The 15,793-nt window shown below is 43.6% G+C and carries 14 protein-coding genes; 6 read left to right on the forward strand and 8 right to left on the reverse strand.

The genetic code is table 11. The features are described from left to right. The first annotated feature begins 91 nt into the window (after positions 1-91). Positions 92-793, forward strand: a complete 702-nt coding sequence (locus L3V27_RS11405; RefSeq protein WP_237311881.1) for a pseudouridine synthase — start codon at positions 92-94, stop codon at positions 791-793. An 85-nt stretch (positions 794-878) separates the two neighbouring features. Here L3V27_RS11405 and L3V27_RS11410 read toward each other — a convergent pair whose 3' ends face one another. Further along, complete coding sequence (locus L3V27_RS11410; protein ID WP_012841993.1) at positions 879-1,556, reverse strand: DUF2057 family protein; 678 nt, start codon at positions 1,554-1,556, stop codon at positions 879-881. A gap of 76 nt (positions 1,557-1,632) precedes the next feature. Beyond that, entirely contained in the window at positions 1,633-2,664 is a 1,032-nt protein-coding gene (locus tag L3V27_RS11415) for a porin (RefSeq protein WP_006742133.1), read from the reverse strand. Between the two features lie 515 nt (positions 2,665-3,179). Between L3V27_RS11415 and dinG the strand changes: the two genes are divergently transcribed. The 5 genes from dinG (at position 3,180) to xthA (ending at position 7,662) form a co-directional block, all read left to right on the forward strand. Next, the gene (gene dinG, locus L3V27_RS11420; protein ID WP_237311882.1) at positions 3,180-5,255 is read left to right on the forward strand and encodes an ATP-dependent DNA helicase DinG; all 2,076 of its coding nucleotides are present in this window, start codon (positions 3,180-3,182) and stop codon (positions 5,253-5,255) included. 14 nt (positions 5,256-5,269) lie between these two features. Beyond that, positions 5,270-6,055 (forward strand): TSUP family transporter, encoded by a 786-nt coding sequence (locus L3V27_RS11425; protein WP_005390688.1) that lies wholly within the window; start codon positions 5,270-5,272, stop codon positions 6,053-6,055. Continuing rightward, on the forward strand, positions 6,052-6,597 hold the full coding sequence (locus tag L3V27_RS11430; protein WP_012841995.1) for a primosomal replication protein: 546 nt from the start codon (positions 6,052-6,054) through the stop codon (positions 6,595-6,597). The genes L3V27_RS11425 and L3V27_RS11430 overlap by 4 nt, the downstream gene beginning before the upstream one ends. After that, positions 6,597-6,761, forward strand: a complete 165-nt coding sequence (gene rsmS / locus L3V27_RS11435; RefSeq protein ID WP_005378432.1) for a pleiotropic regulatory protein RsmS — start codon at positions 6,597-6,599, stop codon at positions 6,759-6,761. Before L3V27_RS11430 ends, rsmS begins: the two co-directional genes overlap by 1 nt. A gap of 94 nt (positions 6,762-6,855) precedes the next feature. Then, positions 6,856-7,662 (forward strand): exodeoxyribonuclease III, encoded by an 807-nt coding sequence (gene xthA / locus L3V27_RS11440; RefSeq protein ID WP_048626179.1) that lies wholly within the window; start codon positions 6,856-6,858, stop codon positions 7,660-7,662. 97 nt (positions 7,663-7,759) lie between these two features. Here the strand turns inward: xthA and L3V27_RS11445 are convergent, their stop codons facing one another. The 6 genes from L3V27_RS11445 to L3V27_RS11470 form a co-directional block, all read right to left on the reverse strand. Continuing rightward, positions 7,760-10,480, reverse strand: coding sequence for an ImpA family metalloprotease (locus L3V27_RS11445; RefSeq protein WP_237311883.1), 2,721 nt, complete (start codon positions 10,478-10,480; stop codon positions 7,760-7,762). A gap of 155 nt (positions 10,481-10,635) precedes the next feature. Then, a complete protein-coding gene (locus tag L3V27_RS11450; RefSeq protein ID WP_053807157.1) occupies positions 10,636-11,313 on the reverse strand; it encodes an ABC transporter permease in 678 nt (225 codons plus the stop codon). 3 nt (positions 11,314-11,316) lie between these two features. Then, positions 11,317-12,057, reverse strand: coding sequence for an ABC transporter permease (locus L3V27_RS11455; protein ID WP_006742137.1), 741 nt, complete (start codon positions 12,055-12,057; stop codon positions 11,317-11,319). Between the two features lie 81 nt (positions 12,058-12,138). Next, complete coding sequence (locus L3V27_RS11460; protein WP_012841998.1) at positions 12,139-12,909, reverse strand: ABC transporter substrate-binding protein; 771 nt, start codon at positions 12,907-12,909, stop codon at positions 12,139-12,141. A gap of 82 nt (positions 12,910-12,991) precedes the next feature. Further along, positions 12,992-13,762, reverse strand: coding sequence for an ABC transporter ATP-binding protein (locus L3V27_RS11465; RefSeq protein ID WP_005378438.1), 771 nt, complete (start codon positions 13,760-13,762; stop codon positions 12,992-12,994). Between the two features lie 264 nt (positions 13,763-14,026). Next, positions 14,027-15,502 (reverse strand): 54K polar flagellar sheath protein A, encoded by a 1,476-nt coding sequence (locus L3V27_RS11470; RefSeq protein ID WP_085343553.1) that lies wholly within the window; start codon positions 15,500-15,502, stop codon positions 14,027-14,029. Positions 15,503-15,793: the final 291 nt, after the last annotated feature.

Below are 15,793 nucleotides of genomic sequence, written 5' to 3' on the forward strand. Positions count from 1 at the left end.
TGTTAGTTTTAGGCGCGCAAATCATATCCGATCATGAGAAAACTTAAAACTTTCAAACACAGTTCATTTACATTTTTGCAGGGTAGTTAACATGTCATCTCGTACAGGTCATGAAAAAGGTCGCGGTCGCAATCAATCCCAAACGGGCCGATTTAAACACTCAGGAGCTCGCAATAGCTCAAAGACTCGTACTCAAACAAACCGTCGCCCTGTTCGCTCAGCAAGAAACCAAAAGCCAAAAGTGGATCCAAAAGACCGTAAAGTCATTATATTCAACAAGCCTTACGACACGCTCAGTCAATTTACCGATGGTGATGGTCGCAAAACGTTAGCGGACTATATCCCAATCAAAGATGTCTATGCGGCTGGCCGATTGGACCGAGACAGCGAAGGTTTGATGGTGCTCACTAACGATGGCATCTTGCAGGCGAAGCTCACGCAGCCAAAGTCAAAATCCCCGAAGACTTATTGGGTTCAAGTCGATGGCGCTCCTCTAGAGCAAGATCTTGAAAAATTGAGAAAGGGAGTAGAGCTAAAAGATGGTATGACCCTACCAGCCGAAGTTGAAGTGATTCCAGAACCACAAGTCTGGGATAGAACCCCTCCTGTTCGTTTTCGCGCAAATATCCCTACCACTTGGTTAGCCATTACCATTATTGAAGGAAGAAATCGTCAGGTGCGTCGCATGACTGCGCACATTGGCTTCCCTACTTTGCGCCTCATTCGTCATTCGATGGGTGATATCGACCTTAAAGACCTAATGCCTGGTGAATGGAGAGAAATCTCTCTCTAATAGGCAGAAAAGATAAAAGCAGGCTTAAAGCCTGCTTTTTAGATTCGTACTTTTTCAGTTAAGCCCTATCTAATGAACTAAGGGATTACTGCTCAGCAAGCCAGTTTTTAAATGCCTCTTTTTCCGCCGGAGACGCTTTCTGGTACATCGTCTTTAATACATCAACCATTGGGCTGTCGTTCGATGCGACTGTTGAACGGGTATCACTACTCTCAACTCGAGGCTCGATATCACTTACTGATTGTTGATGCTGATTCACAGTTACATAACTAACGGCAACACTCGCGATACCGCCAGCAATATTGTAGTTACGAGATTCTTGAGGGTAATTACGACCAATTTGAACACCATCTGACTCTAATACATCTTCGACCAAAGCAATAGGTTGACCTTTGGTGTCCAGCAGTTGCCAATCTAAAGGTGAGATGTTGTTTTGCGCTTGACGAAGAGTTTTAAACTCTGGTAGTTCAAACTTTAGTTTTTCATTTTCAACATCAAACTTAGCGATGATCACGTCACTGTAAACTGTCTTAAGGTTTTCGTTTGTTTCAAAAGCAGGTTGATATTTGAAGACAATTTGGTTAGTTCCGTCGGGGATCTCAATTGTCTTCTCACTAGAGAAAAGTCCCCCCTCAAGTTTTGGCTTCTCCATATTGACGGCCAGTAACTTCACGTCTTCTGGAACCACTAAAGTCGTTGCAGCATAAAGGTTTGTACTGGCAAGAATAGACAACGCCATTGCCACTTTTAATGATAACTGCATAGAGTTTTTCATCCTTATCTTCATAGTAAAAGACCCAGCATATAGCTGGGTCTTACAATATCAAACTGGGTATTGATTACCAGTAGAAACGTGCACCAACACCGAAGTCAGTTTTAGAATCAGTTTCTGCAGTTGTTTTACCAGCTTCTAGCTTATCACCATCAAAATTGTAACCCGCTTCTGCGAATACGCGAGCCCATTTAGAGAACTTGTATTCAACGCCAGCGTAAAACTTAGATTGGTCGCCATCTTTCTTGCCAGATTTGTCAGAAGATGACATTACTAGCTCGTAGCCAGAGTAAAGTGTTGTTTTAGGAGCTACAGCGAACATGCCTGCTAGAGAGATACCGTGAGAATCGATAGTCTCGTTAGCTGCTTTGTCTTCATTTTCGTTGTAGTAGTACGTAGCACCTAGAGTGTGCTCATCTAGAGCGTATTCAGCAGTTACTTCGAAAGATAGGTTCTCAGTGTTGTTACCTTTAGAAGCAATCTTGTTCTCAGAAGAAAGAACGCCAGCGTGTACAGATAGGTCATTGAAAGACTTACCTACGAATACTTCGCGGATTTCTTCGTTTTGATCTTTCTCACCTAGCGCGTAACCAGCTTTTAGCCAGAATGCGTCATTTTCGTAAGCGTATTTAATTTGAGAAGAGTTGTTCCACGCGTGTCCGTAAAGAAGTGCAGAACCACCGAAGAAGTATGAGTAATCAGCTCCGTAGATGTCATCAGCCCAAGTACCTTCTTTACCAAAACGAAGTGTACCCATATCGCCCATGTCGAAGCCAAAGATGTGACGGCGTACGTATACTGAGTCATCAGTACGCTCGCTTGAATCAGCACCTGCACCGTAGTTGTCACCTAGAGCAACACCGATTTCAACTTCACCTAGAACTTTTAGGTTGTCGTTTACAACGTAAACACCATTTACACCCATACGAGAAGAGCTAGTGTTTAGCTCTGCAGTGTGGTCTGTGCTGTCTAGGAATAGAAGAGTTGGACGTAGCTGACCGTAGAAATCTACAGAACCTTCTTCAGATTTGAATACTTCAGCTGCGTTCACTGAAGTTGCAGACGCAACTACAGCTAGTGCTAATAGAGTTTTTTTCATAATTAATCCACTGCCTTTTCTTAGTTCGGGATATCCTTGTCCGGTTCCCTTTTTTTATATGTTTGAGATAGAGCGTTAACAAAACGTTATACAGCGCCTTCTCAAAATCTGGAGCTAAGAGTGCAAAAGATTATTCTGGCTGTCAAATTTTCTAAATACCAATGTAAAAAAACAAAAATAACATTTAAAAACAACAACTTGAAAAGTTTATCTTTATTTATTCGACGAACATCTAATCAATCCTCTTGATTTTTCATAATTTATAAAACCATTAACAATGAGATTTTAAACCCAAAACAAATACTAAAAAACAAAATATATAGAATAAAAAACCATACAAATATCATATTTGGAGTTTTGTATTTTTCATATAATGAAATTAATTTCATTTAGATAAGGTTCAATATTTTTTTGTGAAGAAGATCTACATTCCTCATAAAAGCATTCCGTTTTGTGAACTACTGTACAACTAGTGATGTGTGCTACTATTCGCCTCCAACGCATTTGAGGCCCGTATGCTGACCAGTAACATTCAAAAATCGATTCGTAATAGCTATCAAAACCTGCAAGATCAACTTGATAACTTTGTACCTAGAAGAGCACAAAACTACCTTGTTGCAGAGATTGCAAAAACGCTGTGCGGTCAGTACCACAAATCTAACCGAATACTGGTTGCAGAAGCAGGGACTGGAATTGGTAAGTCGCTCTCCTATCTAATGGCTGCCATCCCCGTGGCTGTAAATAACAATAGAAAAGTGGTTATCTCAACGGCGACCGTAGCTCTGCAAGAACAGCTCATAAATAAAGACCTCCCTCTTTTTCGTCGGATTACCGACCGAGAGTTTTCTTTTATTTTGGCAAAAGGCCGTCAACGATATTGTTGTGCAGAAAAACTTGCTTCAGCTTGTGGCGCTGATGGTGGTCAGTTAGCCATGTTCGAAACCAAGCCTAAGCAAAGAGATATAGAGCTGTTGGAAACAATGCATCGCTCTCTTGCGCAAGGTAAGTGGGACGGTGACCGTGATTCTTGGCCTAAAACCATTGATGATAAGCTATGGCAACTGATTGTTAGTGATAAACACAGTTGTAATAACAGCTTACCCGGCCATCGCGGCTGCCCATTCCAAAAAGCGCGCTCAGAGTTGGATAAGAATGATGTCATCATTGCGAACCACTCTCTCGTCATGGCAGACGCAGACTTGGGGGGCGGAGTAATCTTACCTGAGCCAGAAAACACGATATACGTCTTTGACGAGGCACATCACTTGCCTCATGTCGCCCGCGATCATGCTTCAGCATCTGCGAGCTTAAAAGGTGCGGCAGCATGGCTTGAGAAGTTAAATCAGTCGATTAGCAAGTTTTCATCGCTCGCAGACGAGAAGCGCGTAGCTCGATTTCGCAACGACCTTCAAGACGCGGTTCAGAACTTGATACCAGCACTGACTCAACTGCCTAAACAGTTCGATCCAGCTCAATTTGAAGAGAGTATCTACCGCTTTGAGCACGGTGAACTACCAGAATGGCTAGAGAACCAATCCAAAGAGTTAAAGCAGTTCAGTAAAAAAGCAAATCAAAGTGTGGCAAAAATTGCCGACCTTATTGCGGAAAGAGTAAAAGATGGGGAGCTTGCGACAAGATTGGCTGAACCAGCGCTTGCAGAGCTCGGCTTCTACATTCAAAGGTTAGAAAACCTAGCGCAAGTCTGGCACTTGATGGCTGAGCCAACTCGTGAAAAAGGTGCGCCTTTGGCTCGCTGGTTAGAAACCCACCCCGATCGCGAGGGTGATTTCATTGTGAGTGTTTCTCCGCTTGAAATTGGATGGCAACTCGACCAACAAATTTGGAGCAGGTGCATTGGCGCCATTTTAGTTTCCGCAACGATGCGTGCATTAAACTCCTTCCATTACTTTTGCCATCAGGTTGGTATTGATGGAAAACCAGAATCAGGCACACAGTTTTTAGCGCTTGCGTCACCATTCGATTACCAAAACCAGGCAGAATTGCTCATCCCTGCGATGAAATATGAACCACCAGCGCCTCAATTTACTGAATATCTTATTGAGATATTGCCTAAGTACTTGGAAGACAAGAAAGCCAACTTAGTATTATTCTCATCCTATTGGCAGATGAACAAAGTTGCGAAGGCGCTGTCTTCGGAGTTCATAAAAAAAGGCTGGGCGTTGCAAGTTCAAGGTGAAAGCTCACGTCAAGAAATTCTAAAAAAACATAAAAAGCTAATAGAATCAAATAAAACCAGCATCTTATTTGGTACTGGCAGTTTCTCTGAGGGGCTAGATTTACCTGGCGAATTACTTGAAAACTTGGTGATTACAAAAATTCCATTTGGTGTTCCAACCTCTCCTGTCGAACAGGCTCACTCCGAATATATCGAGAAAAAAGGTGGGAACCCGTTTATGCAAATAACTGTACCTGACGCAAGCAAAAAGCTGATCCAGAGCGTAGGTCGCTTACTGCGTAAAGAGAGAGATTCTGGTAGAGTAACGATTCTTGATCGACGCCTAGTCACTAAGCGATACGGACAAGCCTTAATCGACTCACTACCTCCATTTAAACGTAAAGTAGAATATTAGAAGAATCACCATTTATGGAAATGATTGAGCCAACTATGCTGTTGGTGTTGGCGCTTGTCGCTTTTGTCGCTGGATTTATTGATGCAGTTGCCGGTGGTGGTGGCATGCTAACCGTACCTGCTCTACTATCGTTGGGCTTGCCGCCCCATATTGCACTAGGCACCAATAAACTTGCGGCTACCTTTGCCTCTTCTACTGCGGCATTTACGTACTACAAGAAACGTTTATTCAAGCCTCAATGCTGGGGAAGAGCATTTGTTGCGACGCTTGTCGGAGCAACATTAGGTACCCTACTTGTGGACGCGATTAGCACGGATTGGCTAGAAAAAGGGTTACCTCTTGTTATTTTAGCGGCGGCGTTATACACCGTCTTCCATAAAACACCGCACTCTCCTCATCAAAGTCCAATTCCCGAGCCTTGCCCAAAACTTCATAGAAAACAGTACATGCAAGGATTATCCATAGGGTTCTATGACGGGCTCGCAGGGCCTGGAACTGGGGCTTTTTGGACGGTAAGTTCAATGGCTCTTTATCGGCTGAATATCTTGCTCGCCTCTGGCTTAGCAAAAGCAATGAACTTTACCAGCAACTTTACCTCTTTGATTACGTTTGCAGTCCTCGGTCATATCAACTGGGTGCTAGGCTTAACAATGGGGGTATGTTTAATGGCTGGCGCTTTTGTTGGCGCGCATTCCGCCATTCGGTTTGGTTCTAAATTCATTCGCCCTGTATTTGTTACTGTCGTCAGTATACTGGCCATAAAATTGGCTTATGACGCATGGTTTGTAGGTTTGTCATGAACATTTCTCAACTCCAGGAAAACCTAGAACAAATGGCGAAGCAAGCCGCTGTTCTTGACCGTCAAAGAGGCGAACACCATGTTCCGCTTTTTGATGAGCGCTTATTTGGTTGTCGCTCTCGCTTACTTACTCCTTGCGTAAAAGAAGCAAAAGCCACGCTGGATGCGATTGTGCGTGAGCAAAATGAAGGTAAGCTCACCGCTTTGCGTGCTGAGTACCTCACTGAACGGTTAGTAGCGCAAATAGGTGCGATTCAACGCGAGATTTCTACCACCAAAATTCGCAAGAATGAGATCAAACATAGCAGCCATTTCCGCAAGCCTATTAACGTGCTTTATCAGGAACTCGCTCAACACCAAGAGTGGGCAAGACGCTTGCGCGAAATGGTGTTAGAAAAAGAACGTGCTGTCGAAACCGCTCCTAGTTTTATGCGTGCCGAGGCTCAGAAAGTGTTACTAGCGACCGAGCAACGTTTGGCACGTTGTGAGGCAGCGCTTCTGAAACTAGAGAACCAAATTACACATAGGGAAAAACACCAATAATGGCCGATCAACCAACCTCGCCTTTAGATGACGCACCTGAAGAGATCAAATTGGCTGTCGATTTGATCTATTTACTTGAGAGCAATGAGATAGATCCAGAAGTTGCGCTTAACGCTTTGAAGATCGTGCAAAACGACTTAGAAAACAAATTAAAAGCAAAGTAGCCCAACGTTTCGCTCCTTTCACCGAGACTCGTTTTCAGTGCTCTTGCACAATGATACTATTCATAAAAAAGTACGCCCTCAAAAAGGATAAACAATGAAAGTAATCAGCTTTAACATCAATGGACTACGTGCGCGACTGCACCAACTCCAAGCGCTAATCGACAAACACCAACCAGATGTGATTGGCCTTCAGGAAATTAAAGTTCACGATGAAGCATTCCCGATTGAAGCTGTCGAAGCCATGGGCTACAAAGTGTATTTCCATGGTCAAAAAGCGCATTACGGCGTCGCAATGCTTTGTAAGCAAGAACCTCTACACGTACAAAAAGGGTTCCCGACGGATAACGAAGAGCACCAAAAGCGCATGATCATGGCAACGTTTTTAAATGAAAACGGCGAAAAGGTCACGGTGCTAAACGGCTACTTCCCTCAAGGGGATAACATCAGCCACGAAACAAAATTCCCATACAAACGTCAGTTCTATAAAGATCTGATGACTTACCTAAACGATCATCACAATAGTGACGAGCAATTGATTGTTATGGGTGACATCAACATCAGCCCTATTGATGCAGATATCGGTATCGGCGAACCAAACCGTAAGCGTTGGCTAAAAACAGGTAAATGTTCATTCCAACCGGAAGAGCGCGAATGGCTGAAAACCTTGCTAGATTGGGGCTTTGAGGACACCTTCCGCAAGCTATATCCAGAAGTGAACGATCAATTCTCGTGGTTTGATTATCGCTCTCGCGGATTTGATGATAACCGAGGTCTACGAATTGATGTCATTTTGGCGACCCCTTCTCTCGCGCAAAAATGTATTGAGTCGGGTATCGATTATGAATTGCGCGGTATTGAAAAACCTTCAGACCACGCTCCAATTTGGTCGACGTTCAAGTAATACATAACTGAGCAATAAGCGGGACTCAACGCTAAGCTTAACCCATGAAAAAGGGAGACTCTGTCTCCCTTTTTCATGCAAGTTACTTTCTACTCAGCTAGTTCAGCGGCCAAACCGTTTGACCATCAACACTGACTGGCGTTTGAGCAAATTCGTTCAGACAGTAGCCGGTATTGCTGCTTGCAAAGTAAGTGAGAGGCATCGGTGGTAGATTCAGCGCCACAACCTGCTGTTTCGCTTTTTCTGTGAACGAGAAGCCCCACATATCTAAATAGCTCGTCATGTCTCGCTGAGAGATGTAGCTCAGAGCAATAAGCAACCAGTCGTTGTTTGAGATGCTATTTGCCTCTTCACGAGAGTAGTTGGCGAAACCAATACTCAATCGTCTCTCATTCCAAAGCGCATCATCCGATTTTAAGCGGTTAAACTCACGTTCAATCAGGTGCAATCGCGCCAATAAATGCCAACCATTTTGCAGTACACCTTCATGCTGCGTCGCCATCATCATTTGAATGTAAACGCGAGCTCCCCAACTCCAACCAGTTTGATTTTGCGCTGCCATGTAAGCGTTTGGATCCGCTTGAGTTCGGCTTGCTTGCAATAATTCAAACTGGCCTTTGAAATCTAAGCTTTGGCAAGTTGAAACTTTCCCCGTATTCTGGAAGAAACGAGACTTACTGTAATACGAGTAGTAATTAGTCGTTGAATGCCCTTCCCAGCCTGCAAATCGGAATCGACCTTTTTCCAAGCCATGACCAAGCTCATGTAAATCACCGTGACCGAGTGGGCTGAATGACCAGTAAGCATCGTATGGGTTACCAGAACAGCCGTAACCACACGTCGCTTGGTCAGCGTTCATATGCTTCACCATATCAATATTGGCGATTTCCCAACCTTGATTTTTGGCATACTGGATAATTTCCGGAACCTCATCGATACCCGGCCCTTGGAAACCAGCCAAGACATGTGGGTAGTTATGAACATACTCTTCTGTCGCCAGCGCCATTTCAGCTGGTGTCGACCACATCTCATCGTTGACAGATTCAAGCATTTTGTCACGTTTAGAATGTACCTCAAATCCAGGCGTGATCAGTTCAGCCCAATCGAACAAATTCGCTTCAAGCTCCTGAATAAACGCATCGTTATCCTTCTCACTTCTCCATACAGGATGCTGTGCCACATGGTTAAATCTCAGTTCAACCGGAATATCATTTTTGTCAAAGTGAACCTGTACTGGGCCGCCATAAGGAGATGTCAGCGTGATGGTTTCACCCGCTTTAACTTCGTAAGCAAATGAAGTCAGCATTTTTGGTCGCGTGTATCCATCTTTGCTGAACTCATGAGTTGCGCCACTTCTTAAACTGTTGATGACAATTTTAGTCGTCACTTCATTACTGTCATTGCGCGTGACCGTAAAGGTCTCCCCAGGAAGCGCATACACACCAGCAGAGCGGAAGTTACGCTTTGATTCCATATTAATCGTTGCGCTGATTCTCTTTACTTCAGGGCTAAACTCACTACGGCTGAAGTTCCCCATATTTGGTTGTTTTGGGTTCACGCTTCGGCTGTTGTATTGTACGTAATCGGCAAAATACGATTTTAGGAATTCGGTCGTTTGGGTTGATTGTTTGTCCATTGGGAACACAACCGTTTGACGATAGTGATCAGCCAGCAATACCATGAGTTTTTCGTATTGGTAGCCATCTTGATTAAACAAATCTACTTTTTGTTCATCAAGCTTTTGCAACCGATGGCGAATACTGTTTGCCCCTGCATAAAATTGACTTTCCATATTCGCAGTGTCAGGACAAGATTTGTCATCACACTGTGACAAGTCAACATTGAAGTTTTGAGATTCAAAACGAGACAACAGCGCTTGTTGCGTAGCAACAGAGTCTGGCACTAAGTTCATGAGTGATGAAGGCGCCCAATCAACCAAGCCTAACTTACGCCAATAGTTATCTCCCACATAATCAACATGGAATTTTTCCAAAATGTCTCGGCCAAGTTCAGTTAGTCCTCCATCCCAATGCAGGTATAGAACAGGAATTTGGGCTTGCTCAGCGTATGCCAGAGCATCGAGTACTTGTTGGTTGGTGTCGCCAGATTGCAGATGCTGTGACAAGATCAATAAGTTTGGAGTATTGGTTTGCAAGCAGCTAAGTAGCTTCGAACCATCGCATAGGTTGGCCTCGTTAAACGCCAACTCTTGTGAAACATTGTCTTTCAGCCAATTCCGAGTCGCTTGCTCATCAGGGAAGTAATAAGACTGATCCATTTGCGCGATGACAACGTTTGAAGTAGTTCCGCCTGACAACCAAGTGACCAGGTTGCTTAGCCATTGAGTCATCGCTGCATTCGAAGACTCGGGAAAGCGTTGTGCCGTTCTAAATGGGTTACTACCTAATAGCGCATAACGTTGACCATTAGCGTTTTCTCCAGCAACGCCAATTGACAACGCCTGATCTTTATAACCGCTAGCCATGGCCTTGTTGGTCATCAAGATGGTGTCGTTGAACCCATACTGAGGTGCCAAGATCGCTGCATCATGGGTTGGATCCCAATAAAGGCCAGAAAGGTTTTTCGCAATTGCAGATTTGATCGTATTCGACTGTTTCTTGTGCCCTTCCACAACTTGCCGACTTTCTCGGATGAAATCGTTCGGATCAGAAACGAGCAGTGCATTACCAGTTTCCAGAGCTTGTTGAACTGGAGCTGGCGTTGGTTTTACTTGAGCATTAGATTGTGACTCTCCCTCTCCCCCACCACATCCAGTGGCAACGGCGGCAAGGCCCAACGATAGAATTGTTTTTTTCATTTTTACTTACTAAACAATGGGTTTATCAGATATTAATGTAAGTACATGAATAAAAAGAAATAGTCTTTTGTATCGGTAGGAAAAATAGGAATGAAGATAACAAAATCATCAAAAAGCAATGGTACCCATTCCGATACCATTGCTGACATTAATTATTAACTTAAAGGACGTAGGTATGCCAAGAAGCGCTTCTCTGCCACTTTAAAGCACCACAAGATCATAAACGTCAGTGCCATGTAGAACAGCCCCGCCGTAAGGAAAGATTCAAATGGCGCATAGTAACGTGAGTTAACTAAGCGCGCAGCGCCAGTTAGATCCATAATGGTAACGATACCCGCGACCGCACTACCGTGCAGCATGAAAATCACTTCGTTTGAATAAGCTGGTAATGCTCGACGCAGTGCACTCGGCAAGATAATACGTCTGTATGTCATAAACTTACTCATCCCATACGCTTTGGCAGCTTCTACTTCACCTTTGGGCAAGCCATTAATCGCACCACGAATAATTTCTGCTGTATAAGCCGACGTATTAAGAATAAAAGCGACTAAAGCACAAAACCAGGCGTTTTCCCACAAGGTATCTTTCACAGGAAAGAACTGATCCATACCGTAATAAATCAAATACAACTGGACCAACAACGGTGTTCCACGGAAAAAGTAAATGAATCCCCAAGAAGGTAAGCTAAAGGCATAATTCGCACTATTACGTGCCACAGCTAATGGAATCGAGACACACAAACCGATAACCAACGCTAATCCTACCAGCCAAACTGTCGTCCAAAGTCCCTGAAGATAAGTTGGGAAGCTTTCAATAATCAAAGAAAAATCCATAACTTACCTCGCATGAATACTGAACTTACGCTCAACAAGCTTGAGTAGCCCGGTCGAAACGCTGGTAAAAAACAGAAAGATGAGCGCGACAGCCATGTAAAAGGTAAACGGCATTTTCGTCGTACCTGCCGCCAACGAGCTCATTCTCACCATGTCATCCAGGCCGATGATGGAAACTAACGCTGTGGTCTTGAGTAACACTAACCAGTTATTACCAAATCCAGGTAATGCATGACGAATCATCTGAGGCAGTAAGATTCTTCTAAACGATAAGGCTGAGCTCATACCATAAGCTTTCGCCGCTTCTAGTTCACCTTTGTCCACCGCCATGATCGCTCCGCGAAAAGTCTCCGCCATGTAGGCACCAAAGATAAAACCAATCGTGAGTACACCTGCAATAAATGGGCTGACATCAATATAGTCGGGTAAGTAAGACGTCCATTCATGGTTTGGATCACTCGAAGCAAACCACTCATTGAGCGTTTCGTTAATGGAGTACAGGCTATTGTTTAAAAGTATTTGTCCACCAAAGAAAATCAGCATCATCAGAACCAAATCTGGAATGCCGCGAATGACGGTGGTGTAAAGAGTGGCAATCGCCCTTGCCCATTTGTAAGGCGCTAACTTAGCTAGTGCGCCAAGCATACCTAAGATCACCGCAAGAAGGAGTGAAAGCACTGCAACTTCTATCGTTACTAAAGCCCCTTTTAAAATCGAAGCTTCGTATCCTTGTAAATCTAGCATAGGTGAGTTCCTAATCCCTAAACTCAAAAAATCGACCGTTGACTACTTCTAGGAACAAGCCAACGGTCGCTTAATTACGGTTTATTCACCGTACACATCGTAGTTAAAGTATTTACCAGCAATTTCTTGATAAACACCTTTCTCACGTAGTGAAATTATCGCCGCGTCCAATTTCTTCGTTAGATCTTTATCTTGTTTACGCACGGCAATACCAAAACCTTCACCGAACCACTTAGGATCGGTCAATGACGGACCAACAAACTCGTACGCGTCGCCGCCCGCTTTATTAAGCACACCTTCTTCTAGAGCAGAGGCGTCGCCCAATACAGCGGCAACACGACCATTGGCTAAATCTAGGTAAGCCTCATCAAAAGAACCGTAACGAACAATTTCTACTTTATCGCCATAGTTATCTGTCAGATATTTGTCGTGTGTTGTTGCACGTTGAACGGCGATTTTCTTGCCATCTAGGTTGTCAAAATCCAGATTCGCACCCTTCTTGGCAATAAATTTGTTTGGAATCAGTGCGTATTTGCCAGTGAAATCGACTTTCTTCTTACGTTCTTCAGTAATAGACATCGCAGCGATGATTGCGTCGTACTTACGCGCTAATAGAGAAGGAATGATGCCATCCCAATCTTGCGCGACAATCTTACATTTCACCTGCATTTCTTCACAAAGCGCGTTGGCCATGTCTACGTCGAAGCCTTTCAGAGAACCATCCGTTTCTGTCCAGCTAAACGGAGGGTAAGCACCCTCAATGCCGAAGCGAACTGTTTTCCATTCTTTCGCTTGAGCGACACCAGATACTGCCGTTGCAGCGATCGTTGCTGCTAATAACCACTTTTTCATTTCCATACTCCTGTGATTGCTATTTTATTTCGTTTTGTTTGTTGTGCTGGCTTAGGAGGCAATAGTCTGCCGCCTAAAAATATTAGTAAATGGATGAGATAAACTGCTGTAATCGTTCCGAATCCGGGTTTGTAAATAGCTTAGCTGGATTTCCCTGTTCTTCCACTAAGCCTTGATGCAAGAACATCACATGGTTTGATACGTCTCGCGCAAACGCCATTTCGTGCGTGACCACCAGCATGGTTCGTCCTTCATCTGCCAAATCTCTCATTACCCCTAATACTTCCCCAACAAGTTCTGGGTCAAGCGCAGAGGTTGGCTCGTCAAACAACATCACTTCAGGGTCAACTGCTAGCGCACGGGCAATAGCGGCACGTTGCTGCTGACCGCCAGATAAGTGCCCAGGATAATAGTCTTTACGCTCATACAGGCCTACTTTCTTAAGCAAGACTTCTGCGTTTTCAATCGCTTGGGCTTTTGGTACGCCTAGAACATGAACAGGGGCTTCAATCACGTTTTCTAGTACTGTCAGGTGTGACCATAAGTTGAAACCTTGGAACACCATCGCTAGACGTGAGCGAATACGTTGCACTTGCTTTTCATTAGCAGGAACGGATTCCCCTGCTCGGTTGTTCTTCATTTGGATTAATTCACCATTCACCCAAATTTCGCCTGCGGTAGGCGTTTCTAGCAAGTTGATACATCTAAGAAAGGTACTCTTACCAGAACCGGAAGAGCCAATGATGGAGATGACATCTCCTTTGTGCGCGGCAAGAGAAATTCCCTTGAGAACTTCATTTTGTCCAAATGTTTTGTGCAGGTCTTTTATATCTAGCGCTGGTACATCATTCATGCGCTCTACTCCCTGTGTTTTTGTCACTGCAATTAAGGGACTCCGCCCTCTCTAATTCGGAACAAATTAGCACCACACCCTGAAACTTGCAACAAATTATTAACCTAAATAATTCGAATAGAAAGATACGATAGCCAAATTAATATGCAATATATAGCAACTTATTCTTCAAAAGCTGAATATTAAATATAAAAAAGCCCCTTTAGAAGGGGCTTAATAAATTTACAAAAGTGTTAATTGAAACTTATTTAGGGTCGTAATGAATTAATTAAAACGACTGACTACCAATGAGTTTGAAGTACGTAATGTCACTTCATTTTCTAGGCCTTCTTTTTCAGAAGTAATGATGCCATCCAAGTCTTCATCTAGCTCAGGCTCTGACGCTTCACCATTAGAAAAGAAGCTCATGAAAACTTTAGAGTCGATATTGCTATCGTCACTCAATACCAAAGCAGTGCGATTAAAATCGTCCGAAGCTGAAACTTTCAAACCGTTAACGGCTGATGTTGGGAAATTGTAGTAATGGAGCTCAGGAACAACAACAGAGTCACTGTCGCTCTTTGTGAAAATACGATGTGTGACTTTATAGTCGCCTGAAGCCGCAAAGTAAGCGACACGAGTAAAGCCTTCTGTAGACGATGTTAAACCCATGTCCAGATCAATCACCGAGTCTGCACTTCCTTGTGTTGATACACTTGGTTTTGTGTTTGGCAGGTTATCAATATTTAAGTAAGAGCTTGGATCAACGTCAATATCCCACCCATCAGAGACCGTTTCGTTAAGTAGAGAGTCCCAACCATTAACTTGATTCTCTGAGAACGCCATGTAGACCCAAGTTTCTTTATTCGTTGCGCTAGGGCGATTATATTCAACGGCCGTTTTATCTAGCTTCAGCGCATCATACGCAAAGCCGTTAGTAATAAAACCAATGTGGAGAGTGTCGTAAGTATAATCAGAAGACGAATAAATGTTTGACGTATTATCCGCTCTGACTAAGGCAATCTCACCAGTCCCCCACGACCCAATACCATACTGGTAAAGCGCTTTGTCGCTTGAACCAGATTCATACTGGAACAACGCCGTAGGCTCACCTTTAAGCCCCATAAGCTCATCGGTAGGCAACATATCAGGGTTAGGTGACGTGAAAACATCGGTTTGCGAGACAAAGTTGTAGTCTCCACCACCTGATTCAGCATTTCGGTAATCTAGGTTAGTAAACTTATTGCTTGCTAAGTTACCGCCAGTAAAGCACTTGTTCAAAGAGTCTCGGTTAAGGGCAAACGTGGCATTACGTAGTTTCTTATCTTGTAAGAATTCTTTTGAAAACGTATTTACGCGAGCTTCTCTACCGTTAAATTCTATTGCTTGAAACGTTACAAAGCCGCCGTCAGGAATATCTTCAAGATAAAACTTAAAGTTATCAGTGGTTGGTTTGATGATGTCTCCGGCTCTTTTGCCATCTGCATCAGAGTAGTAACCGATAACATAGTTAGTCACTTGCTCTTTTGACGCTGCGCTATAGGTTAAAACCGTTTTATCACCGTTCAGCTCAGTTTTGTGGTCATACACCGTACAACCTTTCGCAGTAGCTTCACTTTCAGTCATTGTTGCTGGTATAGCAAAATCAAAAGTAAACGCTGTTTTCGGCGCAGCACCACCGCCGCCACCGCCACCGCCGCCACAACCGACCATTAACCCTGAGATGATTGCCACTAGTGGCAGTACTTTAAGCTGTTTCATGTCTTTTTCCTAAACTGAGCGGCAATGATTAGCCAAAAAAATCGTCTTTGCCCTGTAGAAAGCAAGAATAAAGCCAGCTTTATATAATCATCATGAATATTGATATTTACCCCGAATCCCTCGAACGATAAGAGCAACAAATTCTAATTTTATGCAACTTGTGTAATGAAATTACACAAGATTTCACCATCTCATTCGCATGCCAGAAACTTTCTGTAGTTTTATTTCACAACCATTCTTAAAGTGATCTAAATCAATCACCCTAAATGGCTATCTTGTTAGACTCCTGCC

The organism is Vibrio sp. J2-3(2022), assembly GCF_021725735.1.
GTDB lineage: Bacteria > Pseudomonadota > Gammaproteobacteria > Enterobacterales > Vibrionaceae > Vibrio > Vibrio diabolicus.

What these genes read in the sequence shown, in the direction of transcription:
- L3V27_RS11460 (WP_012841998.1), bottom strand. Translation starts at nt 12,909, where the DNA reads ATGAAAAAGTGGTTATTAGCAGCAACGATCGCTGCAACGGCAGTATCT.
- L3V27_RS11470 (WP_085343553.1), bottom strand. Translation starts at nt 15,502, where the DNA reads ATGAAACAGCTTAAAGTACTGCCACTAGTGGCAATCATCTCAGGGTTA.
- L3V27_RS11405 (WP_237311881.1), top strand. Translation starts at nt 92, where the DNA reads ATGTCATCTCGTACAGGTCATGAAAAAGGTCGCGGTCGCAATCAATCC.
- L3V27_RS11445 (WP_237311883.1), bottom strand. Translation starts at nt 10,480, where the DNA reads ATGAAAAAAACAATTCTATCGTTGGGCCTTGCCGCCGTTGCCACTGGA.
- L3V27_RS11455 (WP_006742137.1), bottom strand. Translation starts at nt 12,057, where the DNA reads ATGCTAGATTTACAAGGATACGAAGCTTCGATTTTAAAAGGGGCTTTA.
- rsmS (WP_005378432.1), top strand. Translation starts at nt 6,597, where the DNA reads ATGGCCGATCAACCAACCTCGCCTTTAGATGACGCACCTGAAGAGATC.
- dinG (WP_237311882.1), top strand. Translation starts at nt 3,180, where the DNA reads ATGCTGACCAGTAACATTCAAAAATCGATTCGTAATAGCTATCAAAAC.
- L3V27_RS11415 (WP_006742133.1), bottom strand. Translation starts at nt 2,664, where the DNA reads ATGAAAAAAACTCTATTAGCACTAGCTGTAGTTGCGTCTGCAACTTCA.
- L3V27_RS11430 (WP_012841995.1), top strand. Translation starts at nt 6,052, where the DNA reads ATGAACATTTCTCAACTCCAGGAAAACCTAGAACAAATGGCGAAGCAA.
- L3V27_RS11410 (WP_012841993.1), bottom strand. Translation starts at nt 1,556, where the DNA reads ATGCAGTTATCATTAAAAGTGGCAATGGCGTTGTCTATTCTTGCCAGT.
- L3V27_RS11450 (WP_053807157.1), bottom strand. Translation starts at nt 11,313, where the DNA reads ATGGATTTTTCTTTGATTATTGAAAGCTTCCCAACTTATCTTCAGGGA.
- xthA (WP_048626179.1), top strand. Translation starts at nt 6,856, where the DNA reads ATGAAAGTAATCAGCTTTAACATCAATGGACTACGTGCGCGACTGCAC.
- L3V27_RS11465 (WP_005378438.1), bottom strand. Translation starts at nt 13,762, where the DNA reads ATGAATGATGTACCAGCGCTAGATATAAAAGACCTGCACAAAACATTT.
- L3V27_RS11425 (WP_005390688.1), top strand. Translation starts at nt 5,270, where the DNA reads ATGGAAATGATTGAGCCAACTATGCTGTTGGTGTTGGCGCTTGTCGCT.